Source organism: Acidiferrimicrobium sp. IK (assembly GCF_025499425.1).
Lineage (GTDB): Bacteria > Actinomycetota > Acidimicrobiia > Acidimicrobiales > Palsa-688 > Acidiferrimicrobium.
The window spans coordinates 428,838-453,687 of sequence record NZ_JAIMCB010000002.1 but is presented as its reverse complement, the minus strand read 5'-3'; the positions used below and the strand labels follow the sequence as shown (position 1 = coordinate 453,687).

The 24,850-nt window shown below is 72.0% G+C and carries 19 protein-coding genes; 7 read left to right on the top strand and 12 right to left on the bottom strand.

Annotated elements, in window-relative coordinates:
* Window positions 1-116: 116 nt before the first annotated feature.
* Window positions 117-1,058, bottom strand: a complete 942-nt coding sequence (locus K6U06_RS05540) for a DUF72 domain-containing protein (RefSeq protein ID WP_262320909.1) — start codon at window positions 1,056-1,058, stop codon at window positions 117-119.
* Window positions 1,059-1,191: 133 nt separating this feature from the next.
* On the opposite strand from K6U06_RS05540, the gene malQ reads away from it, so the two are divergent.
* From malQ to K6U06_RS05525, 3 genes are read left to right on the top strand one after another with little or no spacing between them, the layout of a single operon-like run.
* Complete coding sequence (gene malQ / locus K6U06_RS05535) at window positions 1,192-3,048, top strand: 4-alpha-glucanotransferase (protein ID WP_262320908.1); 1,857 nt, start codon at window positions 1,192-1,194, stop codon at window positions 3,046-3,048.
* Between the two features lie 48 nt (window positions 3,049-3,096).
* Entirely contained in the window at window positions 3,097-4,167 is a 1,071-nt protein-coding gene (locus K6U06_RS05530; RefSeq protein ID WP_262320907.1) for an ATP-dependent DNA ligase, read from the top strand.
* Window positions 4,164-4,709: a 2'-5' RNA ligase family protein gene (locus K6U06_RS05525; RefSeq protein WP_262320906.1), complete on the top strand. Its 546-nt coding sequence runs from the start codon at window positions 4,164-4,166 to the stop codon at window positions 4,707-4,709. Before K6U06_RS05530 ends, K6U06_RS05525 begins: the two co-directional genes overlap by 4 nt.
* Before the next feature lie 9 nt (window positions 4,710-4,718).
* On the opposite strand, the gene K6U06_RS05520 is transcribed toward K6U06_RS05525, so the two are convergent.
* The 7 genes from K6U06_RS05520 to ettA form a co-directional block, all read right to left on the bottom strand.
* On the bottom strand, window positions 4,719-5,615 hold the full coding sequence (locus K6U06_RS05520; RefSeq protein WP_262320905.1) for an SDR family oxidoreductase: 897 nt from the start codon (window positions 5,613-5,615) through the stop codon (window positions 4,719-4,721).
* A gap of 70 nt (window positions 5,616-5,685) precedes the next feature.
* Complete coding sequence (locus K6U06_RS05515) at window positions 5,686-6,945, bottom strand: NAD(P)/FAD-dependent oxidoreductase (RefSeq protein WP_262320904.1); 1,260 nt, start codon at window positions 6,943-6,945, stop codon at window positions 5,686-5,688.
* Window positions 6,946-6,987: 42 nt separating this feature from the next.
* On the bottom strand, window positions 6,988-7,875 hold the full coding sequence (locus tag K6U06_RS05510) for a glycosyltransferase family 2 protein (protein ID WP_262320903.1): 888 nt from the start codon (window positions 7,873-7,875) through the stop codon (window positions 6,988-6,990).
* Window positions 7,876-7,906: 31 nt separating this feature from the next.
* Entirely contained in the window at window positions 7,907-8,800 is an 894-nt protein-coding gene (locus tag K6U06_RS05505; protein ID WP_262320902.1) for a TIGR01777 family oxidoreductase, read from the bottom strand.
* Window positions 8,801-8,939: 139 nt separating this feature from the next.
* Window positions 8,940-9,731 carry an alpha/beta fold hydrolase gene (locus K6U06_RS05500; protein WP_262320901.1) on the bottom strand — a complete coding sequence of 264 codons (792 nt, stop codon included), beginning with the start codon at window positions 9,729-9,731 and terminating at the stop codon, window positions 8,940-8,942.
* Between the two features lie 37 nt (window positions 9,732-9,768).
* Entirely contained in the window at window positions 9,769-10,029 is a 261-nt protein-coding gene (locus K6U06_RS05495) for a hypothetical protein (RefSeq protein ID WP_262320900.1), read from the bottom strand.
* A gap of 53 nt (window positions 10,030-10,082) precedes the next feature.
* Window positions 10,083-11,762, bottom strand: coding sequence for an energy-dependent translational throttle protein EttA (gene ettA, locus K6U06_RS05490; protein WP_262320899.1), 1,680 nt, complete (start codon window positions 11,760-11,762; stop codon window positions 10,083-10,085).
* 91 nt (window positions 11,763-11,853) lie between these two features.
* Between ettA and K6U06_RS05485 the strand changes: the two genes are divergently transcribed.
* Entirely contained in the window at window positions 11,854-15,729 is a 3,876-nt protein-coding gene (locus K6U06_RS05485; protein ID WP_262320898.1) for a multifunctional oxoglutarate decarboxylase/oxoglutarate dehydrogenase thiamine pyrophosphate-binding subunit/dihydrolipoyllysine-residue succinyltransferase subunit, read from the top strand.
* A gap of 325 nt (window positions 15,730-16,054) precedes the next feature.
* Here the strand turns inward: K6U06_RS05485 and K6U06_RS05480 are convergent, their stop codons facing one another.
* Together K6U06_RS05480 and K6U06_RS05475 are read right to left on the bottom strand one after the other, a co-directional pair.
* Window positions 16,055-16,678 carry an HAD-IA family hydrolase gene (locus K6U06_RS05480; RefSeq protein WP_262320897.1) on the bottom strand — a complete coding sequence of 208 codons (624 nt, stop codon included), beginning with the start codon at window positions 16,676-16,678 and terminating at the stop codon, window positions 16,055-16,057.
* Window positions 16,675-18,048 carry a M20/M25/M40 family metallo-hydrolase gene (locus tag K6U06_RS05475; protein WP_262320896.1) on the bottom strand — a complete coding sequence of 458 codons (1,374 nt, stop codon included), beginning with the start codon at window positions 18,046-18,048 and terminating at the stop codon, window positions 16,675-16,677. The genes K6U06_RS05480 and K6U06_RS05475 overlap by 4 nt, the downstream gene beginning before the upstream one ends.
* A gap of 60 nt (window positions 18,049-18,108) precedes the next feature.
* Between K6U06_RS05475 and K6U06_RS05470 the strand changes: the two genes are divergently transcribed.
* From K6U06_RS05470 to K6U06_RS05460, 3 genes are all read left to right on the top strand, one after another.
* A complete protein-coding gene (locus tag K6U06_RS05470; protein ID WP_262320895.1) occupies window positions 18,109-20,430 on the top strand; it encodes an NYN domain-containing protein in 2,322 nt (773 codons plus the stop codon).
* 296 nt (window positions 20,431-20,726) lie between these two features.
* The gene (locus K6U06_RS05465) at window positions 20,727-20,930 is read left to right on the top strand and encodes a hypothetical protein (protein ID WP_262320894.1); all 204 of its coding nucleotides are present in this window, start codon (window positions 20,727-20,729) and stop codon (window positions 20,928-20,930) included.
* Between the two features lie 132 nt (window positions 20,931-21,062).
* Window positions 21,063-21,836 carry an exodeoxyribonuclease III gene (locus tag K6U06_RS05460; protein ID WP_262320893.1) on the top strand — a complete coding sequence of 258 codons (774 nt, stop codon included), beginning with the start codon at window positions 21,063-21,065 and terminating at the stop codon, window positions 21,834-21,836.
* A 95-nt stretch (window positions 21,837-21,931) separates the two neighbouring features.
* Here K6U06_RS05460 and K6U06_RS05455 read toward each other — a convergent pair whose 3' ends face one another.
* Together K6U06_RS05455 and K6U06_RS05450 are read right to left on the bottom strand one after the other, a co-directional pair.
* Window positions 21,932-22,369: a hypothetical protein gene (locus K6U06_RS05455; protein ID WP_262320892.1), complete on the bottom strand. Its 438-nt coding sequence runs from the start codon at window positions 22,367-22,369 to the stop codon at window positions 21,932-21,934.
* 140 nt (window positions 22,370-22,509) lie between these two features.
* Complete coding sequence (locus tag K6U06_RS05450) at window positions 22,510-24,687, bottom strand: ATP-dependent DNA helicase UvrD2 (RefSeq protein WP_262320891.1); 2,178 nt, start codon at window positions 24,685-24,687, stop codon at window positions 22,510-22,512.
* Between the last annotated feature and the right edge of the window lie 163 nt (window positions 24,688-24,850).

Below are 24,850 nucleotides of genomic sequence, written 5' to 3'. Positions count from 1 at the left end.
ACCAGCAGGCGCACGATCTAGGCCTAGAACTCGACGTTCTGCCGGAGAGAGTGCTGACCTGCTGGCGGCTCAGCGACCAGCCTCACTCACTCAACCAGCGAGGTGGTCGATCCCCATTAGCCGGTCGGTCCGAGCAACCGCAGCAGCGTCGCGGCGTTGTCGACCGCGTCGCTGCGCCAGCAGTTGTCCAGGATCAGATGGACCTCCCGCGCGGAGGTGGCCAGGTCCCGGACCGCGGGCACCCACCCGGCCAGCTCCTCGTCCGCGTAGCGGTACGGCGACGACCACGGCTCACCCTCCACCGCCCGCCGGCCACAGAACCGCACCACGGCGGTGTCGGAGGTCGCGGCGACCACCGGGTGCCGTTCGCCGGCCGGGTCGGGTGGCCCGTCGACGCACACGAACCCGATGCCTCGTGCCTCCAGCCACTCCAGGGTCGCGTCGCAGGCGTCCCCCGCGAACCATTTGGGGTTGTGCAGCTCGACGGCGACGGCCGTGTCGGGCAGGCGCCGGGGGAGCCGAGACAGCTCGTCCCACGCTTCGGGACGCGGAGAAAACCAGGTGGGGTAGGAGAGCGTGACCACGCCCAAACGCCCGGCTCGTCGTAGCGGCGCCAGCGAGTGGGCGAAGCGCGCCCAACACTCCTCGAGCACATCGGCTGGGAGGTGGGCGGCGTACAGGCGGCGGCGGTCCCTGGCGGTGGCGCGCACCGCGCCCTGCAGGTCCGGGTAGAGCGAGTCGGGCAGCGTCGGGCGCCCGACAAGCAGCGACCACGCCTTCACGTCGAAGCTGAACCCGTCAGGGGTACGCTCCGCCCACTGGGCGCACAGCTCGGGGGTCGGAGGGAACCGGAACGTCGTGGCGATCTCGGCCATCGAGAACCGGGAGCAGTAGTAGGCCAGGCGCTCCCGGGCGGTCATGGTCTTCTTCGGGTAGAAGCCGCCGTCGCGCACCAAGCTACGGTCGGCCCATGACGTTGTCCCGGCCCGCACCGCCGCCCCGCCGAGGGCGACGGGCGCGGCCGCGGCCGGACCCCCGCCGAGCAGCGTTTCGCTCACTCGGCCGTCGGGTAACGACAGCGCCAATGCCGAGCCTGCCCGACCGCTGTCATCGCTGCTGGGATGACCTCACGGTCCTCACGCTAGGTCCCTCCGAGCGCGCCGCGGTGGCCGCCCGGGCGGACACCGACCGGTGATCGACCCGAAGCGGTGGGGCGTCGAACCCGGATACCACGACGCGATGGGGGCTTGGCGGGAGCCGGGCGACGAGGTTGTAGGCGAGGTCCTCGATGCCATGGGGGCGCAGTCCGGCGTGGACCCCTACGACGGCGTGCCGGTCCTCGCTGTCCGCCTCGACCACCAGCTGCCGCCGGTCGCTCCCGGCGTGCTGACCCTCGAGGACGGGGCGACCGTGCGCGTCGACGGTCAGCTCCCCGCCGACCTGCCGCTCGGCTACCACCAGTTGCATCCCGACAGCGACGCCGCCCCCTTCCCGCTGATCGCCAGCCCCGGCCGCTGCCCCGACGCCGGGGCCCCCCGGTGGGGGTGGGCGGCCCAGCTCTACGCCACCCGCAGCCGGGCCAGCTGGGGTATCGGGGACCTGGCCGACCTGCGCCGCCTGGCCCGATGGTCGAGCGGGCTGGGTGCCGGCATCACGCTGATCAACCCGCTCCACGCCGCCCCTCCGCTGACCCACCAGCAGCCCAGCCCCTACTTCGCCAGCAGCCGGTGCTTCGCCAACCCCTTGTACCTGCGGGTGGAGGACATCGCGGCCGGGTCGACCGACGGGATCGACGAGCTGGCCGCCGCCGGGCGGGCGCTCAACGCGGAGCGTCGCATCGACCGGGACCGGGTGTGGGCCCTCAAGTCGGCGGCGCTGGAGGGGGTCTTCGCCCGGTTCGGGGGCGACCCGGACTTCGACCGGTTCTGCCACGAGCGGGGCTCCGCTTTGTTGGGGTACGCCACCTGGAGCGCGCTGGCCGAGATCCACGGCGTCCCGTGGCAGGAGTGGCCAGCCGAGCTGCGCCGCCCCGACAGCGCCGCGGTGCAGGCGTTCTCGTCGTCGGGGGAGGGGCCCCGGAGGATCCGCTACCACCAGTGGCTGCAGTGGCACCTGGACCGCCAGCTGGCCGCCGCGGGAGCCGAGGGCGGCCTCATGCAGGACCTGGCGATCGGCGTGGACGCGGGCGGCGCGGACGCCTGGGTGTACCAGGACACCTTCGCGGACGGCATGCGGGTGGGGGCGCCCCCCGACGAGTTCAACACCCTCGGGCAGGACTGGGGCCTACCGCCGTGGGACCCCTGGAAGCTTCGCGACGCCGGCTACCGGCCCTTCATCGAGACGGTCCGAGCCGGGCTGCGCCACGCCGGCGGCCTGCGCTTCGACCACGTGATGGGGCTGTTCCGGCTGTACTGGATCCCCGAGGACCGCTCCGCCGCCCAGGGCACCTACGTGCGCTATCCCTACTGGGACCTGCTGAACATCCTGGCCCTCGAGGCGCAGCGAGCCGGGGCCTTCGTCGTCGGCGAGGACCTCGGCACCGTCGAGGACCACGTCCGCGCCGAGCTGGCCGAACGCGACGTCTTGTCCTACCGGCTGTTGTGGTTCGAGCCGGGGCCGCCGACCACCTGGCCCCGCCAGGCGCTCGGCGCGGTGACCACCCACGACCTGCCCACGGTGGCCGGCGTGTGGAGCGGCTCCGACCTCGACGCCCAGCGCCGCTTGGAGCTGTCTCCCAACGAGGAGGGCTCCGAGGCCATGCGCGCCAAACTGGCCGACGCCACCGGAAGCGGCGACGCCACCCCGGTCGAGGACGTCGTCGACGGGGCCTACCGGCTGCTCGCCGAGGCGCCGTGCGCGGTGGTCACCGCCACCCTCGACGACGCACTTGCCGTCGAGGAGCGCCCCAACATGCCCGGCACCACCACCGCGTGGCCCAACTGGTCGCTGGCGCTGCCGTCGCCCATCGAGGACCTGGAAACCGCCCCGCTGGCGTTGCGCATCGCCGAGCACCTGCGGCGGCGCTCGGTCGCACCCCCCGGAGGGTGAAGGGGCCTTCCGCGGGTAGGGAGGGCGCCCCCGGGTATGCTCCGCGCGGTGCAGCTGCCCGTTGAGCCACCGGTATCGCCGATGCTGGCCAAGCTCACCCGAGACCTCCCCCTCGGCGACTACTGGTACGAACCGAAATGGGACGGGTTCCGCTGCATCGCCTTTCGCGACGGCGCCGAGGTGGTACTCGGCAGCCGCAACGAGCGACCGCTTACCCGCTACTTTCCCGACGTCGTCGAAGCCGTCAAGGCCCATTTCCCGGACCGCTGCGTCGTCGACGGCGAGATCGTCGTCGCCGGCCCCGGCGGGCTGGAGTTCGACGCGCTCAGCCAGCGCATCCACCCCGCCGAGTCCCGGGTGCGGATGCTCGCCGAGACGACGCCCGCCTCGTTCGTGGCCTTCGACCTCCTCGCGCTCGGCGACCGGGACCTGCGCCCCGAGCCGTTCTCGGCCCGCAGCGAGGCGCTGCGCAACGCGTTCGCCGGGGTGCCGGCACCGGTCCACGTAACCCCGGTCACCCGCGACCCCGCGGTGGCCGGGGACTGGTTCCACCGCTTCGAGGGCGCCGGGCTCGACGGCGTCGTGGCCAAAGCCGGGTCCCTCCCGTACCGGGAGGATCAGCGGGTGATGCTGAAGGTCAAGCACGAGCGCACCGCGGACTTCGTCGTCGGCGGCTTCCGGTGGTACAAGGGGGACCCCGAGGCGGTCGGGTCGCTGATGCTCGGCCTCTACGACGGCGACCGGCTGCAGCACGTGGGGGTCATCGGGTCGTTCCCCGCCGCCCGCCGGCGCAGCATCCTCGAGGACCTGGCGCCGTTCCGGGAGGTCCCCGACGGTCATCCGTGGGCCGGGTGGGCCGACGCGGGCGACGCCGACGGCCGGCGGCTGCCGGGGGCGGTGAGCCGCTGGAACGCCAAGAAGGACCTGAGCTTCGAGCTTTTGCGCCCCGAGCTGGTCGTCGAGGCCGCTTTCGAGCACCTGCAGGGCAACCGGCTGCGCCACACCGCGCAGTTCCGTCGGTGGCGTCCCGACCGGACGGCCCGCAGCTGCACCTACGACCAGGTCGAGGTGGCTGTGCCGGCGCTGCTGGCCGACGTGTTCGGCGCGTCGGGCCAGTGAAGCTGGGCGGCGGGTCGCCGGGGACCAGCAGCGGGCGCAGCCAGAGCGCCATCCTCGTCCCGGTGCCCGACGCCGAGCCGATCGTCGACCGGTGGCGCCAGACCCACGACCCGGTCGCGCCCGCCGGCGTTCCCGCGCACATCACCGTGATCGTGCCCTGGCTGCCGCCCGACGAGATCACCGACGCCGACCTCGACGAGCTCGCCGACGCGGTGGCCGACGACGAGGCGTTCGACTTCGAGCTGACCGACATCGGCTGGTTCGGACGGAAGGTCCTCTGGCTGGCTCCCGAGCCGGCCGAGGTGTTCCGCAGCCTCACCAACCGCCTGGCGGAGCGGTTCGCCACCCCGCCGTGGGACGACGAGTTCGACGAGGTCGTGCCGCACCTGACCATTGGACACGCCAGCGACGGCGACGAGCTCGGCGCCGTCGCCGACGCCCTGCGCCCCTATCTTCCCGTCAAGTGCCGGGCCGAGGAGCTGTGGGTGATGGTCGGCGACGGCAGCCGGTGGTCGCGCCGGTGGCGCACCGCGCTGCGCTGAAGCGGGCGGTCAGCCCTCCAGGAACTTGGCGAAAGCCCGGAACTCGTCGGCCGGCCCGGACGGCACGGTGTAGCCGGACTCGTCGCGGATCTGGTCCCAGTGCTCGACGACGTCCTCGACGGTCAGCTTCGGGTTGAAGTACCCCTCGGTCATCCCGATGAAGAACCGGGCGACGCGGCCCGCTCCAACGGTGTACACCTCGCCGGTCACCGGGACGTCCTCGTGGGCCAGCCACGCCACGACCGGGGAGACCAGCTCCGGCTGGAACCGGTCGGCGCCGGCGCCGAGGAGCTCCTCGGTCATGCGGGTCTTGGCGATCGGCGCGATGGCGTTGACCTTGATGTTGTACTTGGCGCCCTCGGCGGCCAGGACCCGGGTGAGCCCGACCAGGCCCATCTTGGCCGCGCCGTAGTTGCTCTGCCCGAAGTTGCCGAGGATGCCGGAGTTGGACGAGGTGTTCACCACCCGCCCGTAGCCCTGCTCGCGGAACTTCAGCCACGCCGGCTTGGTGACGTAGAACGCGCCCTTCAGGTGGACGTCGATGACCGGCTCGAGCAGCTCGGGGGTCATGTTGTGGAAGGTCTTGTCGCGCAGGATCCCCGCGTTGTTGACCACGATGTCGACCCGCCCGAACGCCTCGATCGCGGTGTTGACCAGCGCCTCGCCCCCCTCGGGGGTCGACACGCTGTTGCCGTCAGCGACCGCCTCGCCGCCGGCGTCGTTGATCTCGGCCACGACGGTCTCGGCCGGACCCTTGTCCGACCCGTCGCCTGAGACCGACCCGCCGAGGTCGTTGACGACCACTCGGGCGCCTCGCGACGCCAGCAGGAGGGCGTGCTGGCGGCCCAAGCCACCACCTGCGCCGGTGATGATCGCTACCTTGCCGTCGAAGCCGATGTCTGCCATGTGACGGGACGGTAATGCAGCATCCGGACACACAGCCAACCGGTCCCGGGCGGCCGGCGGAGGCGTCGGTTCAGGCGGCGGGGTGCGGGCCGGCTGTGCCGGCGAACGCGCCGGGCCGCTCGAGGATGCCCCGCCTCCAGCGGTACGGCGTGGCCGGCAGGGCCCTCGGGAAGTGCTCGAACATCCACGGGGCGAACTGGCGCCGGCCCCACTCGGTCTTCATGGCGACGGGAAGCCAGCCGTTGGCGCCCCGGGTGTGGCTCATCAGCCGGGTGAAGGCCCGGCCGAGCAGGTCGTCGGCCAGCAGCCCGCCGGTGACGGTGGCCCGGTAACGGCGGGCGGCGACCGACGGGGCACCGGCCCCTGCGGTCAAGATCGCGGTCGAGGCCAGCTGCGCGGTCTCCAGAGCCTGGGCGATGCCCTCTCCGGTCATCGTGTCACCGGCGCGGGCCGCGTCACCGACGAAGATCACCCGCCCCCCGGCCGCCGAGAGAGGCGACGAGCCGATCCGAGCCGGGATCGGCCACGCCTTCCAGGGGCCGTCGGGGGTCGCGTCGGGCCCGAGGACCCGGGCGACGTGAGGCCGGTCCAGGAGGTCGGCCCACACCGCCTTCATCGAACCGGTCGGCACGTCGGCGTGACGGTGGATGCCAAAGCCGACGTTGGCGCCGCCGCCCGGGAGCGGGAACGACCAGGCGTACCCGGGCAGCAGGTCCTCCTCGAACCACACCCACATCTCGCGCGCCTCCGGCCCGGTGTGGGAGAAGTACTGCCGAACTGCGTGCCAGTCGCCCAGATAGCCGGCCGCTCCCGCGGAGAGCAACTTGCGCAGCGGCGACCACATCCCGTCCGCGCCCAGGGCGTACCACGACGCCAGAGTGGAGCCGTCGCCGAGCGTCAGGCGGACCGGGCCTCCCGGCGCCACCTCTGCTCCGGTGACCGCCACCCCCTCGACGACCTCCGCCCCCGCCGCCCGGGCCAGGTCGACGAGCGCCGCGTCCAGGTCGGAGCGGCGGGCCACCGCGGCGTAGGTGCCGGGGCCGTCGGGGAACGCGAACCGCTGCTCGGTCCCGGCCGGGATCCGGATCCGGACCCCGCCGAGTGGTTCCCATGACGCCACCGCCGAGGGGTCCAGACCAAGGTGGTCTAGGTGGCGGAGCGCGGCGGAGGTCAGGCCATCGCCGCAGCACTTGTCGCGGGGGAAGCGGGCCTTGTCGACCACCACGACCGACCGGCCGGCGCGGGCCAGGTTGATGGCCGCGGCGGTGCCGGCGGGACCGGCGCCGACGATCGCGACGTCCGCGCTGCGGGAGCTGCCGGCCTGGTTCACCCCTCCAAACCTACGATGTGGGTCCGCCAATGCGCAGTCGGCTCAGCTGCTCTGCCCGGCGCACATGGCCACCACGTCGGGGGGTGGCGGTCCGAACCGTCCCCGGAAGAAGTCCGCGACCGCCCGGCTCTCCAAGCGCAGGTGCAAGGCGGCCCGTCCAGGGTCGCGCCGGGCCCGCCCGAGGGCAGAGAAGACCGCCAGGACGGCGCGAACCGCCGTCGGGTAGCGGCCGAAGCGGGTGCTGATGAGCAGCAGCGTGTTGCGGATCTGGAGGTAGTCGGCGATCAGCTGAGCGGGGAGGGTGCCGTTGGTGACCACCGCTCCCCACACCATGCCGACGCGCCAGCCCGCGGCGCGGGCTCGCAGGGCCAAGTCGACCTCCTCGCAGTACGCGAAGTAGCGCTCGTCGAACAGGCCGATCTCCTCCAGCGCGGCCCGCCGGGCCAGCATCAGCGTGCCGTGGGGGTAGTCGACGTCCTCCCAGCCGTCGCCGCGCGTGGCCGGCCGGTAGAACCCGCCGATCACCCAGTCCAGCGCCGGAACCAGGTCGAACCCGTCGCCGAACTCGGCGCAGACCAGCCCCGCGTCGGCCCGGGCGGCGGCCTCTGCCAACAGCCGGGCCAGGCACCCCTCCGCGGGTAACGCGTCGTGGGGTGCGACCGCCACCCACTCGCCTCGCCCCTGCGCCAGCCAGTGGCGCAGGCCGACGTTGGCGCCCGGCCCGAAGCCGGTGTTGGCGCCGGTGCGCAGCACGGTGACGTCGGCGGGCAGCAACCGGCGCAGCGTGGCGGTCACCGCGGGGTCCTCGCTGTTGTCGACCACGACGATGTCGGTCTCGACGTCCTGCCCGGCGAAAGCGGCGACGGTGGCGGCGACGGTGTCGGGGCGGTCACGGTGGACGAGGACGACGCCCAGACGCTCGGTGGTCACGGGCAGCAGGGTAGGCGGGGCGGCGAGGAGCTCACCGTTTCAGGAGATCGGCGAGCGCCTCGTCGATGGTGCGGTGCGCGAAGCGGTACCCGGAGGCTTCCAGCCGGCCGGGCAGGACCCGCTGGCCGCCGAGGAGCATCTGGTGGGCCATCTCCGAGCCCATCACCGCCGAGATCACCGGGCCGGGCACGACCATCACCGCCGGGCGGTGCAGGGCCCGGCCGAGGGCCTTGGTGTAGCCGGCGTTGGTCACCGGGTTGGGAGCGGTCAGGTTGACCGGACCAGACAGGCGCTCGTCGCCGAGGGCGTGCAGGATGGCGCCGACCTCGTCGTCCAGGCTGATCCAGCTCACCCACTGCCGGCCCGAGCCCAAACGGCCGCCGAGGCCGAGAGCGAAGACCGGCTTTTGGGCTTTGAGGGCGCCGCCGTCGGTGGACTGCACGATCCCGGTGCGCAAGAACACCGTCCGGATGCCGGCGTCGATCGCCGGGGCCGTCGATGCCTCCCATCGTTGCGCCACCTCCGCCAGGAACCCGGTGCCGGGGGTGCTGTCTTCGCTCAGCACCTCGTCGCCCCGGTCGCCGTACCAGCCGATGGCCGACGCGGACACCAGCACCTTCGGCTGGGGGTCGAGACCGGCGAGCACCTCGGCGAGCAGGGTCGTGCCCTTGACGCGGCTGTCGACGATCTGCTGCTTGCCGCCGTCGGTCCAGCGCCGCAGCAGCCCGGCGCCGGCCAGGTGGACGACCCCGTCGACGCCGGCCAGGTCGCCCGGGTCGAGCTCGCCCCTCTCCGGGTCCCAGTGCACCTCGCCGGGTGCGGCCGGGCCGCGCACCAGCGCGGTCACGTCGTGGCCGGCGCCTCGCAGGGCGGGAATCAGGTGCCCGGCGATCAGCCCGTGGCTCCCGGTGACGGCGATGCGCATCGGTGCTCCTCTCGGCCCGCGGGCCGTGCGGTCGTGGTCGCGGGCGGGTCGGTCGGGTGGCTCGCCGGCGGCGGTGGTATGCGACCTGCGCACATCGGCAGGCCTGCGCACCTTCCTACCCTGCCGGTGCGCGCTGCGGTCAATCGGCGGAGGAGGTATCCCCGGCCGGGGCCCGGCCCCGTTCGATCGCGAGGCGGATCATCGCCGCCAATTCCGCGGCGTGGCTCAGGTGCACCCCGTGGCTGGACCCCTCCACCTCCCACGGGATGGCGCCGGGCAGCTCCCCGGCCAAGTCCCGTGCCGCCTTCATCAGGTGGGGCGCCGACGCGGTGCCCCACCCGACCACCACCGGGATCGTGACGCGCTCGGGCTGGTAGGGGCGCTGGTCGCCGAGCGCCTCCAGCTCTCGCAGCAGCGTGACGCCCTCAGCCCTGCGCTGGAGCTGGGTGGCCTTGGGCAGCATCTCCCAGATGCGGTCCCCGACCATCCGGCGCATGAACCGCTCCGCCACCTCCTCGGGGCTGCGACCCGGCGCCGAGTCGCGGGTCCGGGACCGCCAGTTGGGGGTCCATGGCGCCGGCGGCTCGAAGACGACTGCGGCCGGGACCAGATCAGGTACGGCTTGGGCGGCCGCCAGCACCACGTTTCCGCCGAAGCTGTGCCCGGCGAGGACCGCCGGGCGCCCGTCGAGCACCGCGAGGAGGTCTTCGACTTGATCGTCGAAGCTCTCCCCCTGACCGGCGCCCATCGACCGGGCGTACCCGCGCCGGTCGTAGGTGACCACCTCCAGGTCGCGCAGGCGTTGCGCGACGCGCCCGAAGCTCCCGCCGCGGTCCATCGCGCCGTGGACCAGCACGACTCGCGCCGGCGCCGTCGTCGAGGGCTCCAGCGGGGGGCGGGTGTGGACGTGAAGGCCGGGGGGCGTGGGCACTGGCGGGGACGCTACCGGAGGTCCCCCGACCGGCGGCTCAGACCGCTTCCCCGTACGGCCGGCCGACGTCGGCGTAGCAGAGGGCGTGGTAATGCTCGACTCGCTGCCAGCGCCCGTCTTGATACACGTTGGCGATCACCTGGCGGGCCTGGGAGCGGGCCGAGAACTTGATCCGTTCCCGGCAGCGGGCGCACACCGCGTCGTTGCCGGGATCGATGGAGCGGTCAGCGGCGCGGCTGACCCGGGGTGTCGGAGAGACGACCGCCGCCGCGGCGAAGGTCGTAGTTTGGGCGGTCATGGGCGGTGTATCGGCCGGCCCTCACCGGCGCTGAAGCACCAGATCCCAGCCCGTCAATCGCGCACCAGCGGCTTGTACTTGATGCGATGCGGGGTGTCCGCGTCGGTGCCGAGCCGCTTGTGACGGTCGGCCTCGTAATCGCTGAAGTTGCCCTCGAACCAGCGGACCTCCGAGTCGCCCTCGAACGCCAGGACGTGGGTGGCGATCCGGTCGAGGAACCACCGATCGTGGCTGATGACCACGGCGCAACCCGGAAACGCCAGCAAAGCGTCCTCTAGGGCGCGCAGCGTGTCGACGTCGAGGTCGTTGGTCGGTTCGTCGAGGAGCAACACGTTGCCCCCGCTCTTGAGCACCTTGGCCAGCTGTACTCGGTTGCGCTCCCCGCCGGAGAGGGTCCCGACCAGTTTCTGCTGGTCCGAACCCTTGAACCCGAACGACGACACGTACGCCCGGCCGTGCAGCTCCCGGTTACCGACGACTATCCGGTCCACGCCGTCGGTGATCTCCTCGTACACCGTCTTGGCGGCGTCGAGCTGGTCCCTGGATTGATCGACGTAGGCCAGCGCCACGGTCGACCCGACGGTCAGGGAGCCGGCGTCGGGCTTCTCGTCCCCGACGATCATGCGGAACATCGTCGTTTTCCCCGCACCGTTGGGGCCGATCACCCCGACGATGCCGCCCGGCGGCAGCAGGTACGACAGGCCGTCGATGAGCAGCCGGTCGCCGAATCCCTTGACGATGTGATCGGCCTCGACGACCTGGTCCCCCAGGCGGGGGCCGGGCGGGATGGAGATCTCGAGCTTGTCGGCCCGCTTTTCGGCTGCCTCGGCTTCGGCGACGAGCTGATTGTAGGAGTTGATGCGAGCCTGCCCCTTGCTCTGGCGGGCCCGGGGAGACATCCGGATCCATTCCAGCTCCCGGGCCAGGGTCTGCTGGCGGGACTTGTCGCTGCGCTCCTCGCGGGCCAGGCGCTCCTGCTTCTGCTCCAGCCAGGACGAGTAGTTGCCCTCCCACGGGATGCCCGCGCCGCGGTCGAGCTCGAGGATCCAACCGGCGACGTTGTCGAGGAAATACCGGTCGTGGGTGACCGCCAAGACCGCGCCCGGGTACTCCTGCAAGGTGCGCTCCAGCCAGGCCACCGACTCGGCGTCTAGGTGGTTGGTCGGCTCGTCGAGCAGCAGCAGGTCCGGTTTGGACAGCAGCAACCGGCACAGCGCGACCCGGCGGCGTTCCCCGCCCGACAGCGTCGTGACGTCAGCGTCGCCGGGCGGCAGGCGCAGCGCGTCCATGGCGATCTCCAGCGTCCGGTCGAGGTCCCACGCCCCGGCGGCGTCGATCTTGTCCTGCAAGGCGGCCTGCTCCGCCAGCAGCTTGTCGAAGTCCGCGTCGGGGTCGCCCATGGCGTTGCAGACCTCGTTGAACCGGTCGACCAGCGCTTTGATCTCCCCGATGCCGTCGGCGACGTTGCCGGCGACGTCCTTGGCCGGGTCGAGCTGCGGTTCCTGCGAGAGATAGCCGACGGTGAAGCCGGGCGTCAGGCGGGCCTCGCCGGTGAAGTCGTCGTCGACGCCGGCCATGATCTTCAACAGCGAGGACTTGCCCGAACCGTTGGAGCCGATCACGCCGATCTTCGCCCCGGGGTAGAACGACAGGTTGATGCCGCGCAGCACCTCCCGGTCGGGGGGGTAGAACCTTCGAAGGTCCCGCATGGTGTAGATGAACTGGGCAGGCATGCCCCCCAGTGTGCCCGGTGAGACGCCGTCCACGGGCCCGGGTCCTGGCCTCCGTGCCCGCAGCGTGGCCGCGGTCGTACTCTGGAGGGCGATGCCACCCGACGACTCCCCCCGCGATGCGTTCGGCCCCAATGCCTGGCTGGTCGACGAGATGTACGAGCAGTACCGGAACGACCCAGCCTCTGTCAGCGACAGCTGGAGGGAGTTCTTCCGGGGTTACCGACCGGGGGGCGCCAACCTGGCCCGCCCGACGCTGAACCAGCCGGCGCCCGAGGACGACGACGAGGACCAGGAAAGCGTCACCGCGGTGGCCACCGCCGCGCCGGCGCCCGCTGCCGCGAACGGCGCCGCGCCCGCCAGCGCCGCACCTGCACCTGCACCTGCACCTGCACCCGCCGCCCCCGCCAACGGAAGCGCCCCAGCCGGCGCGCCCGCACCGGCGCCGGCGGCAGCGCCGGAGGGCACCCCGCTTCGCGGTGCCGCGGCCCGGATCGTGGCCAACATGGCGGCCAGCTTGGAAGTACCGACAGCTACCAGCTTCCGGGTCGTGCCCGCCCGCCTGCTGGAGGTCAACCGCAAGATCCTCAACAACCAGCTGAGCCGCTCGGGCACCGCCGGCAAGGTCAGCTTCACCCACCTGATCGGCTACGCCGTCGTGCGGGCGCTGCAGTCGGTGCCGTCGCTCAACTCGACGTTCGTCCCGGCCCCGGCCGGCGACGCCAAGGCCGCGCCCGCCGTGGTCCACCATCCGCACGTGGGGCTCGGAATCGCCGTGGACACCCAGAAGTCCGACGGCAGCAGGATGCTTCTCGTCCCGGTCATCCGCGACGCCGACACCTACGACTTCCGCGGTTTCTGGCAGGCCTACGAGGAGCTGATCCGCAAGGTCCGCACCAACAAGATCGCCGCCGACGACTTCGCCGGGGCCACCGTCAGCCTCACCAACCCCGGCACCATCGGGACCGTTCAGTCAGTGCCCCGGCTGATGCCCGGCCAGGGCGCCATCATCGGCGTCGGCACGATCGACTATCCCGCCGAGTGGCAGGCCGCCGACCCCCGGGTGCTGGCCGAGCTCGGGGTCTCCAAGGTCGTCAGCATCACCTCCACCTACGACCACCGGATCATCCAGGGCGCCGAGTCCGGGCTGTTCCTCCAGAAGATCCACCAGCTTCTTACCGGCGCCGACGGCTTCTACGAGGACGTCTTCCGGGCCATGGGCGTCCCCTACGAGTCGGTGGCGTTGCGCACCGACTCCAACGACCTGGCCGACGGGTCCGACACCCACCTGGTCAAGCAGATCCGTGTCGACCACCTGATCAACATGTACCGGGTGAGGGGTCATCTCATCGCCCACCTCGACCCGCTCGACTGGAAGGCCCCGCAGATGCACGCGGAGCTCGACCCCGCGACCTACGGGCTCACGGTGTGGGACCTGGACCGGGAGTTCGTCACCGGCGGCCTCGGCAGCGGCGACGCCATCGAGCGGCGCAAGCTCGGCGACATCCTCGGCGTGCTGCGCGACGCGTACTGCCGCACCGTCGGCGTCGAGTACATGCACATCCAGGACCCGGATCAGAAGCGATGGATCCAAGAGCACGTCGAGGGGGTCTCGACCACCTTGGCCTCCGAGGAGCACCGATGGATCCTCGGCCGGCTCAACGCCGCCGAGGCCCTCGAGCAGTTCCTCAACACCAAGTACATCGGCCAGAAGCGCTTCGGCCTCGAGGGCGGCGAGTCGGCCATCCCGCTGATCGACGCCATCCTCGACGACGCGGCAGTCGCCGGACAGCAGCACGCCGTGCTCGGGATGGCCCACCGGGGGCGGCTCAACGTCTTGATCAACATCGTCGGCAAGCGCTACGGCGACCTGTTCGAGGAGTTCGAGGGCAACATCGACCCCGGAACCGTGCAGGGATCCGGCGACGTCAAGTACCACAAGGGTTTTCGAGGCACCTTCACCGGCCGGTCCGGCACGCCGCTAGACGTGGTGCTCTCCTCCAACCCTTCTCACCTCGAGGCCGTCGACCCCGTCGTGGAGGGCATGGCCCGGGCCTACCAGGACCGCGCCCTAGGCTCGCCCGGCTCGGTCAGCTCCTCCTCGGACCCCGAATCGGGTGCCGCCGACGCCGGTGTCCACCCGGTGCTGCCGCTGCTGATCCACGGCGACGCGGCCTTCGCCGGGCAAGGCGTCGTCGCCGAGACGCTCAACATGTCCGCGCTGCCGGGCTACGAAACCGGCGGAACGGTCCACCTAGTCATCAACAACCAGTTGGGTTTCACCACCAACCCGGAGTCGGCCCGCTCGTCGATCTACGCCACCGACGTCGCCAAGATGGTGCAGGCCCCGATCTTCCACGTGAACGGCGACGACCCGGAGGCGTGCGTCCGGGTCGGCCGGCTGGCGTTCGCGTTCCGTCAGGCGTTCCACAAAGACGTCGTGATCGACATGGTCTGCTACCGCCGTTTCGGTCACAACGAGCAGGACGACCCTTCCCTCACCCAGCCGCTGCTCTACCAGCTCATCAAGCAGCACCGCAGCGTCCGCAAGCTCTACACCGAGGCGCTGGTCCGCCGGGGCGACATCACCCTGGACGAAGCAGAGGACGCCCTGCGGGACTTCTCCGCCCGGCTTCAGGCGGCCCTCGACGAGACCCGGGCATCGGCCCCCCCGAAGCCGACCGAGCTGCCGCCGCCGCCCGAGCCGGCCCCGGTGCTGGCCCGGATCCCGACCGGCGTCGACGTCGAGGTGCTCGAGCGGCTGGTGCAGAGCCTCCACACCTATCCCGACGGGTTCACCGTTCACCCCAAGCTGCTCAAGGTCTTCGACGCCCGCCAGAAGCTGTGGGCCGGCGGCGACGTCGACTGGGCGCTCGGCGAGGCGCTGGCCTACGGCACGCTCCTCGTCGAGGGGCACAGCGTGCGGCTCTCCGGGCAGGACACCCGGCGAGGCACCTTCGGGCATCGCAACGCCGCTTTGGTCGACTACCGCACCGGCGCCGAGTACATCCCCCTTGCTCACCTGTCGACGGGGGTGACAGCAGGATCGTCGTCCGCGGCGGGCGCTGCGACGGTCCCGGCCGGGCGCTTCGACATTTACGACTCGCTGCTGTCGGAGTACGCCGCTCTCGGCTTCGAGTACGGCTACTCGCTGGTCCAGGCGGACGGGCTGGTGGCGTGGGAGGCCCAGTTTGGTGACTTCGTCAACGGGGCGCAGATCATCATCGACCAGTTCCTGGCCGCGGCCGAGATCAAGTGGAACCAGACGTCGGGCCTGACTCTCCTCCTTCCCCACGGCTACGAAGGGCAGGGCGCGGAGCACTCGTCGGCGCGGATGGAGCGGTTCCTCGACCTCTGTGCGGAGGACAACCTCCAAGTCGCCGACGTGACGACCGCGGCCCAGTTGTTCCACCTCCTGCGCCGGCAGGTCATGCATCCCAGCCGCAAGCCGCTGGTGCTGTTCACCCCCAAGCGCTACCTGCGGGGCCGCGAGGCGTACTCCAAGGTCGACGAGCTGGCCACCGGCTCCTTCCGCGAGGTCCTCGACGACCCGGGAGTCACCGACCGCTCGTCGGTCACCCGGGTGATCCTGGCGACTGGCAAGGTGGCGCTCGACGCGATGGTGGCCCGCGACAAGGCGGCCGCCGGAGGGTCGGGGTCGTCTGGCGGCTCGGCGACGGCTGGGGTCGCGGTCGTGCGCGTCGAGCAGCTGCATCCGTGGCCGGAGGAGGACATCGCCGCGATCGTCGGCTCGTACCCCGCAGCCAACTCAGTGGTGTGGCTGCAAGAGGAGCCGGAGAACATGGGCGCCTGGGGCTTCGTGCGCGACCGCCTGGCCCGACTGCTCGGCGGCGACTACCGCTTCGAGCAGGTCAGCCGGGTGGCGTCGGGCTCGCCGGCCACCGGCAGCCACGCGATGCACGAGCTGGAGCAGGCCGACCTCCTCGCTCGAGCCCTCCGGGTCTCGTAGCGCCGGCTGGCGCGCCAGTCCGCCTGCCCGTCCGCTGGTCCGCCTGTTCGTCCGCCTGTCCGCGTGTCCGTCCGCCTGTCCGCCTGTTCGTCCGCCTGTCCGCGTGTCCGTCCGCCTGTCCGCTGTCCGTCCGTTGGTCCGTGGCCCGTCACGGGCCACGGCTCCGGGCCCCCGGTGGCGGGTCGGGTCGGGCTAAACCGCGCCAGGCGCGAAATGGTACTGATGGAGACCCATATCGCGCCATGGCGCGCGTCGGGCGTTCGGCGAGGGCGCGAGACGGGGCGCTCAGCGCGGGTGCGCGAGTGCGCGACGGTCGCGCCGGGGCTCAGCGGAGGGCGAAGCCGACGAGCTGCTCCAACTCGTCGAGCGCCTGCTGCGGATCGACGACTTTGATCGTTCGCATGCCCATGTGGCGGGCCGGCTTGAGGTTGATGCCGAGATCGTCGAGGAACACTGCGTCGCCGGGCTCGATCCCCAGCTCCGCGCAGGCCATCTCGTAGAAGCGGGGATCCGGCTTGCGCACACCGGCTCGGGAGGACTCGAGTACCAGGTCGAAGTGATCGAGGGTGTCTCCGTAGTCGACGGCGGCCCCGCCGACGCTGAAGTTGTTGGTCAGGAGGGCTGTCTTCATCCGGTCGTGGCATCGGCGGACCGCCTCGACCATGGCCGGGCGGATCTCGCCGGCGACGACGTCGAGCACCGCTCGAGCGTCGATCTTGCCGCCGGCCGTCTCGGCCTCCCGTTCGTAGAGATCCACGAACGTGTCGACGTCTATGGCGCCCCGCTCCAACTGCGACCACGCGTTGGTGTCAGGGTTGAGCGAGTTGAGGCCTCGGAGGAAGCCGAGCGGCAGGCCGTTGGCGTCCTCGTAGCGGGCGAAGCGTTCGAAGGGGCTGGTTGTGATGACCCCGCCGAAATCCCACAGGACCGCACGGATCCCGCCACTCACGACAGCAGGTCCCGGGCCAGCGCTTCGTAGAGATCGGCGCAGAGCCGCAGCGACTCGACGTCGACCCGCTCATCGTCGCCGTGGAACATGCCCATGTACTGCTCGAATCCGATCTTCTCGCTGAGCAGCCCGAAACCGTAGGACGTGGCGCCGATGCGCCGGAAAAACCGGGCGTCGGTGGCGCCGGCGGTCATGGTCGGGATCAGGGCGCTGCCCGGAACCAGCCCAGCGGTGACCCGTGCCAGGCTGTCCCAAAGCGGCGTGTCGAGCGGCGACGCAGTGGATGGGTCGTCTGCCACCAGCTCGACGGTGACGCGCGGTCGCAGGTCGCCGAGGGCCTCGTCGAGCATGGCCTGGATGTCCGTGCCCTGCTGTCCGGGAAGAGTCCGGATGTCGACGTCGAGGACCACTTCGTCGGGGATCACGTTGGTCTTCTTCCCGCCCTGCACCACGTTGGGTGAGAAGGTGGTGTGGGTGCAGGCGTGGACCATGCGGGCGGTGCCGAGGGGGAGCTGGCCGAGCGCCGCCTCCAGCCGCGCCGGGTCGACGAGCGCAGCCTTGACGTCGGGGTCCCAGTCGGCGCCGTCGACGAAGCGGCGCCAAGCGTCGTGGATCTGGGTGGCGGGCTGGTAGCTGGCGATGCGTGAGACGACCTGCGCGGCCGTGACGAGGGCGTTGTCGGTGTGCCATGGCTGGCTGCCGTGCCCGGGGGTGCCTGCAACCCGGAGGCGGACCCAGTAGGTCCCCTTCTCGCCGGTGACCACGGGGAGACGCCAGCCGTCCCGGCCGGCGATGCGGGTCCCTCCGGGTTCGGTGACGACGTAGTCGGAGCGGACCGCGTCGAGCTGGTGGGTGCAGAGCCAGTCGGCGCCCCAGGCGCCAAGGGCTTCTTCGTCGGCGACTGCGAGATAGATCAGCGTTCCCCGCGGCCGCCAACCGGAGCGGGCCAGGCGGGAGAAGGCCACTGCCATCGACGACGTGAGGTCGAGCATGTCGACTGCGCCCCGACCCCAAACCTCGCCGTCGACCAGCTCCCCGCCGAAGGGGTCCCGCCGCCAGCGTTCCTCGGTGACCGGGACGACGTCGGTGTGGCCCATCAGCATCAGGGATGGTGCTTGTGGGTCGGTGCCCTCGATGCGGGCGACGAGCGAGGACCGGCCGGGGCGGGGCTCGTAGGCTTCGAGGTCCAGGCCGGTTCCTTCGAGGTAGCTGCGCAGCACGTCGGACGACCGGGTCTCGTGCCCAGAGGCCTCTCCACCGTCGTTGACGCAGCCGTTTCGGATCAGTTGTTGGAGCAGCTCGGTGACCTCGCCGGTGGCCAAATCACTGCTTCCGGAAGAGGAATCACTGGCGCTGGGAGTCTCGGACACGGCCGTACTCTACGAGGCTCCCTCAGTTGGAGGGCCCCAGATGCCAAACTCATAGGCAACATGCAGGGACGCCACGTCGTCGTTGACGGCTCCAACATTGCAACCGAAGGTCGAAACTTGCCGAGCCTGGCCCAGCTGGACCAGGCGGTGAGGGAGTTCCTCGTCGAATATCCGGATGACACCGTCACCGTGGTGGTCGACGCGTCCTTCGCGCATCGCATCGACCCGTCCGAGGTCAAGATGTTCGAGGAAGCTGAGGCAGCAAACGAGGTGGTCTCTCCGCCGGCGGGCGCCATCGGCCGAGGCGACGCCTTCTTGTTGCGCATCGCCGACAAGACCGGAGCGACGGTCCTGTCCAACGACTCGTTCCAGGAGTTCCACGGCGAGTACGAGTGGCTGTTCAACAACGGCCGCCTCATCGGAGGCAAGCCCGTGCCCGGGGTCGGCTGGATCTTCACGCCCCGCACGCCGGTGCGCGGCCCGAAGAGCCGGGAGGCGGTCAAGGAAGCGAAGCGCAAGCGCCAGCCTGAGCCGGAGAGCGCCACCGGATTGGACATGGCGGCGGCCCGGGGACGCGATCAAGGTCCCAGGCGGGGCAAGAAGGTGGCCGCGGCCATCGCGACGGCCACCGAGGAAGCCGTAAGCAGCGACGACGCCAAACGCCGTCGGCGCCGGAAGACCAGCGAGCCGCCCGCCGAGCCGGTCAACGAGCCATTGGCCTTCATCACCTTCATCGCGGCTCATCCGCTTGGCTCGGAGGTGACCGGCGCCGTCGACTCGTTCTCGTCGCACGGCGCGTTCGTGGTCGTGGACGGCACCCGCTGCTACCTACCTCTGTCGGCGATGGGGGAGCCACCCCCGCGCTCGGCTCGCGAGGTGCTCACCAAGGGGGAGGACCGGGTCTTCGTCGTCCAGGCGCTCGACCCGCTCCGGAGGGGCGTCGAGCTCGCCCTCCCCGGCTTCGCCCGAGTGGCCGGTAGGCCGACGGAGGAAACGGTCGAGGCTGAGATCGTCGGCTCCGACGACGACACCGAGGCCGCCCCGGCGAAGGCCACCCGGAGCCGGTCGCGGCGGCGGTCCTCCGGCGCGGAGACCGGGCAGCCGGCTCCCGTCGCGGAGGCTGCCGAGGTGGTTGCGGCGCCGTCGCGCCGGGGCCGGAAGCCGGCGGCGGCAGAGCCCGCCGCTCAGATCGGAGCGGACGATCAGGGTGCGGCGCACGGCGCCGAAAGGCCCCCGGCTCCCCCGCGGCGGCGCAAGGCCGCCTCGCCCCAGGCCGCACCCGCCGGGGTGGATTCCCCCCAGGCCGCGCCTGCCGGTCCTGCGGCGGCGGAGGGAACCACGGGCCGGGCTGGGATGGAGGCGCTCCGGGCGAAGAAGGCGCCTGCCCGCAAGGCCGCAGCCAAGAAGGCGGCCGAGGGCGGCGAGTCGGTGCCGGCGGTGCCGGCGGAGACGACGAGGTCCCGGGCCAAGGCCCGCGAAGCTGTGGCCGTAGAGCCGGCGGCAGCATCGCCGGTCGGCGGGGAGAGCGCATCGCCGTCCGCTGCTGGCAGCGCATCGAAGCGAGCAGCCAAGAGCCCGGGCAAGGCAGCCGGACCGGTAACCAAGGCAGGTAAGGCGGCATCTGCTCTCCGGGGCGCCAAAGCGAGCGCCGACGCGAGAGGCGGCGCGAGTGCCGACGCCCCCGCCGGCACAGCACCAGCCAAGACGCCCGCAAAAGCCGCAGGGAAGTCCCCATCCAAGGCCACGAAGGCTCCGGCCAAAGCCGCCAGTGCACCGGCCAAGACACCAGCCAAAGCCGTGAAAGCTCCGGCCAAGGCCATCAGCGCGCCGGCGAAGGCGGCGAAGGCCGCGAAGGCGCCGGCGAAGGCCGCGAAGGCGGCGGACAAGGCTCCGGCAGCCGAGGCGAGCAAGAGGACCGCCGCCAAGAGGACCGCCACCTCGAGGTCTGCCGCATCGAAGGCCCCACCCGCCGAGCCGGCACCGGCTCTCATGCCCCCGACACGCACGGCAGCGTCCCCGGCGACCAAGGCCTCCAACGCTGGCAAGGCCGCCGGCGCGACCAAGGCCACCGGCGCGAGCAAGGCCTCCAACGCCGGCAAGGCCTCCAACGCCGGCCGGGCGGCCGGCGCAGGCAAGGCCGCCACGGCCGCCCAGACCGTGGCGAAGACGCCGGCCAAGGCCACCAAGGCGCCGGCGTCCCGCGCTCCGGCCCCGGCCCCGGACACCGGGCAACCCCCGGGGGCGGACGAGACGCCGGGGCGCGAGCAGCAGCGGGGCGAGGACGCAGCGACCAAGCTGCCCACCCTCGCTGGTCGACGCTCACCACGGCGGACCGCGGCGGCTTCCACCCCGCGCCGGGGGACCACCGGCCGCAGTTCCTGACGGGCGGAGACGGAAGGCCCCCGACAGGCCCGACAAGGGCAGGAACAGGCGCGACAAGGGCAAGGTCGGAGGGCTCGCGTCGCGGCCGCGACCAAGCAGCCTGCGCCGCGGCGATCAACCGCGCCGAGACCGCGGTGCGCGTACGTGCCACCGCTGACGGCGCGCAGCAGAAAAGCCAGTCTTTTGCCCGCGGATGCCGGAAATGCACCCTACGGCGGGGGTTGCGACGCTACGATCCGCTCGGCGCACCGGCCGCATTTCAGCGGCGACCGGGCGGGGATGAGAGGCAGGCGGGGATGGACGCATCCGAGGACACGATGACCGAGGAGCAGCGGCGGGCGATGCTGGAGCCGCTCGGCCACCTCGACGACTTGAGCCCCGAAGACGAGGAGGAGATCACCCGGTTCCGGGCGTTCATGAACCCCGCGCAGCGTCGAGGCCGCGTGAGCGCCGGCCATCTTCTCGGCCGGCTGCATCTCGGGCACGGCCTCCGCTCCTAGCCGCACCGGGGCCCGCGGCTAGCGAGCCGACAGGGCTGCCGGCGCGGCCCCAAGCCAGCGGCGCACGACGCCCGGGCCGTGACCGGCCAGGCGGCGGGGCGTACGCGTGGCGTCGCTACGATGGCCGCCGCCATGCGCATCGCCACCTGGAACGTCAACTCCCTCAACGTCCGCATGCCGCGGGTGGAGGAGTGGCTGCGGTACGCCGCGCCGGACGTGGTATGCCTGCAGGAGACCAAACTCGCCGACGCGGCCTTCCCGCACATGGCGTTCTCGGCGCTCGGCTACGAGTCGGTGCACCACGGTGACGGCCGCTGGAATGGCGTCGGGATCCTGTCGCGAGTCGGCATCGACGACGTGGTAATGGGTTTCGCCGAAGGGATCGAGGCTGACTCTGATACCCGCTTGATCACCGCCCGCTGCGGCGGAGTTCAAGTCACGAGCGTCTACGTCCCCAACGGGCGCGCCGTGGACGACCCGCACTACCAGTACAAGCTGGACTGGTTGGAGCGGCTCCGCCGCCACCTGGAGTCCACGACCAGCCCCGCCGACAAGGTGGCGGTGTGCGGGGACTTCAATATCGCCCCTACCGATCGCGACGTGTGGGACCCGAAGCGGTTCGTGGGCTCGACGCACGTGACCGAACCCGAACGCAGCGCGCTGCAACGCCTGGAAGAGTGGGGGCTGGTCGACGCGTTCAGGGCTCGCTATCCCGACGATCGGCTCTTCAGCTATTGGGATTACCGGGCTGGGGACTTCCACGAGCACCGGGGGATGCGCATCGACCTGCTCTTGCTGTCCCGGCCGCTGGCGGACTCGCTGGAGTGGGCGCTGGTCGACCGCACGGCCCGCAAGGGCAAGCAACCCTCAGACCACGCCCCGGTGTTCGTCGACGTCGCTATCTGACCATCCCCGCGCGTCGCCGCCGGGAAGGAAACCCGGGGGAGGCCGGCGCCCGGTGCCCGGTCCCAGGGAGCGCTCAGCGGGCTGTCAGCGGGCTTCTACCGCGACTGGACGCAAGCCACGGCCGCGGCCGGGGCGACGGGCGCCACGATCGACCACACCGAGGTGAGCTCGTCGAGTCCGAGCTCCCATGGGAGCGGCAACGCCGCGGAGCCGGAACCGATCATCGGCCGCGGCTTGCGGGGCAGCGGGCTGCCCGCTCCTCCGCCGCGACCGCGGTAGACGATGAGCCCGGTCAAGGGGTCGGGAACGGCGTCCAGCGAGGTCTGCACCGCGGTGATGGCCCGGTAGGCCTCCCACGCGGCGGTGTCGGGAAACTCAACCTCGAAGGCGACGCCCCAGCTGTGCCGGTGCCAGGTCCAGTCCGTCGCACCACTGGTGAGCGCCGTCTCCATCAAGACATCGCCGTGGGCCTCCGCCCACACCGATGCCGACGAGCTGCCGTCGAAGACCTCTATCGAGTACCAAACGCCCACACCGCTGATGCTAGCTCCCGAAAGCGGGCGCGTCACTACCCAAAGAGTTGACGTTCCAAGCCGGCCCCGCGAAGAACAGCACCAAACCTGAAAATTGCAGGGGGAGGGCAGCGCCGACCGCCGCCGAAACGCCGCAGCTGCTAGGCCGTCGCCTTGCGTTCGGCCACTACCGACAGCAGCCCCGGACCCAACCGGGCCGCCTTGACCGGGCCGACCCCGGGCACCGCTACCAGCTCGTCGGCGGAGGCCGGTCGCAGCGCGGCGACGGCGTCGAGGGTCCGGTCGTGGAGGACCACGTGGGCCGGCACCCCAGAAGCCCGGGCTACCGACGCCCGCCACGCCCGGAGGGCGGCGAGCAGGTCGCGGTCGGGGTCGGGGAGCTCAACCCGCCGGCCGCGGCGCGACCGAGGGGGGTGGGAGCGCTGCTCGGCGAGCCGCTGGCGTTGCTCGTCGAGCCGGGAGCGCCACGCGTCGGCGTCGAGCACGGTCGGCTCCTCGTCCGACCCCGCTCCCGGGCCGCCGCGACCGAGGGGGTCGGGCGGGACCTGACCAGATGCGAGCGCCGCAGCCCGGGCCGGCGCGGCGATGAGAGCCAGCCACGGCGACGGGGAGCGGGGCACGGCCTTCGCCCCGAAACGGCGGGTCTCCGACCAAGAGCACGTCAGGCGCGTCGCCGCTCGGGTCAGCGCGACATACACCAGCCGTCGCTCCTCGGCCAGCGCCGCGGGGGTGTCGGCCCGTCCGATGGGGACGAGCCCGGCCTCCATGCCGCACACCCACACCGCCTCCCACTCGAGGCCCTTGGCTCGGTGGAAGCTGCACACAGTCACTGCGTCGGCGGCGCCTGGGCGGTCACCGGCGGCGGCCCGGGCCCAAGCGATCAGGCCCTCCACGGTGCCAGGCCCCTCGAAGCGCTCGAAGCTGCGAGCCAGGTCAACCAGGGCGCTGAGCGCCGCCGCGGCGTCGTCGGTGCGCTCGACGCCTGCGGGCCACCCGTCGGCGCCGTCTCGGGCGTCGAGCGCAGCCTCGAGGTCAGCGGCGGCCATCTGGACCAGCCGGCCGGGGGTGCTGCGCCACCCCGCCAGCACCGCCGCGACCGCCGGGTCGTCGAGCAGCGACGCCCGGCCGGGGGCGCGATGGGGCACCCCGGCCCGTTCGAGGGCGTCGCACAAAGCGCCGACTTGGGCGTTGGTCCGCACCAGCACGGCCATGTCGGACCATCTCAGGCCGTCGCCGTGCGCGGCGCGCATGGCGCCGGCGATGCCGTGGGCCTCGGCCTCGTCGCTAGGGAACGACCGGATGACCGGGACGGGCCCGTCGCCGCGGCTCGAACGCAGCCGGCTGCCCTCCTCCCCGAGGACCCCGCCGGCCGCGGCCACGATCTGGGGGCTGCAGCGGTGGTTGTCGTCGAGGCGGACCACCGTCGTCGACGGCCAGCGCTCGACGACGGTGTCGAGGAGCCGAGGATCAGCGCCGTTCCACGAGTAGATCGCCTGGTTGGGGTCGCCGACCACGCACAGGTCGGTGCCGGTCCCAAGCCATGACAGCAGCAGCCGGTGCTGCAGGGGGTTGACGTCTTGGAACTCGTCGACGAACACGTGCCGCCATCTCCACCGTTGCGCCGACGCGAAGCCGGGGTCGGTGTCGAACGCATCAGCGCAGCGGCCCAGGAGGTCGTCGAAGTCGATCAGCCCCCGCCGGCGCTTCTCGTCCTCGTAGCGCCGGTAGAGCGCGCCGACCGCTCCCGCGGGCACCGGCAGCACCCGGCGGCTCGCGGCCACGGCTTCCTCGAAGTCGCCGGGCCCGATGAGCCTGGCCTTGGCCCACTCGATGTGGCCGGCCAGCTCGGCGAGGGGGACGCCGGCCAGGCCCGGACGGCCCGACGCCAGGGGGCCGAGGACCCGGCCCTTGCGGTCGAGCAGGGTCGGAGCGCTCACGCCTCTGTCGGCCCACCACCGCCGCAGCTGGGCGGCGGCAACGGCGTGGAAGGTTCCCGCCTGCACCCGGTCCCTGAGCCCCAGGCCGGCCAGGCGGTCGGCCAGCTCGCCGGCCGCCTTGCGGGTGAAGGTGATGACCAAGACGTGCGAGGCGTCGGCGGTGCCGGTCACGACCCGATGGGCGATTCGGCGGGTGAGGACGCGGGTCTTGCCGGCACCGGCGCCGGCAAGGACGCAGAGGGGAGCGGCTTCGACGGTCACGGCCAGCTGCTGAGCGGGCGTGAGCCCGGCGAGCAGGTCATCGGCGTCCTGCCGGTGCGCGCCGCCGTGGCCACCGCCGGCCACGACGGGCGGCGCGTCCACTGGCTCTCGACCGCTCATCACCCAGGCAAACGTACGACGGGGGTGTGACCGTCTGGTGGATGCCCGGGCGTGCCGCCCCCGACCCGAACCGCTGCCACCGAGAGCGGTGTCCGAACACCTAACAGTGGCCGCAGCTTCGCCGATTGGAACGGACCAACAAACAAAGGCACCGGTTGCGCGC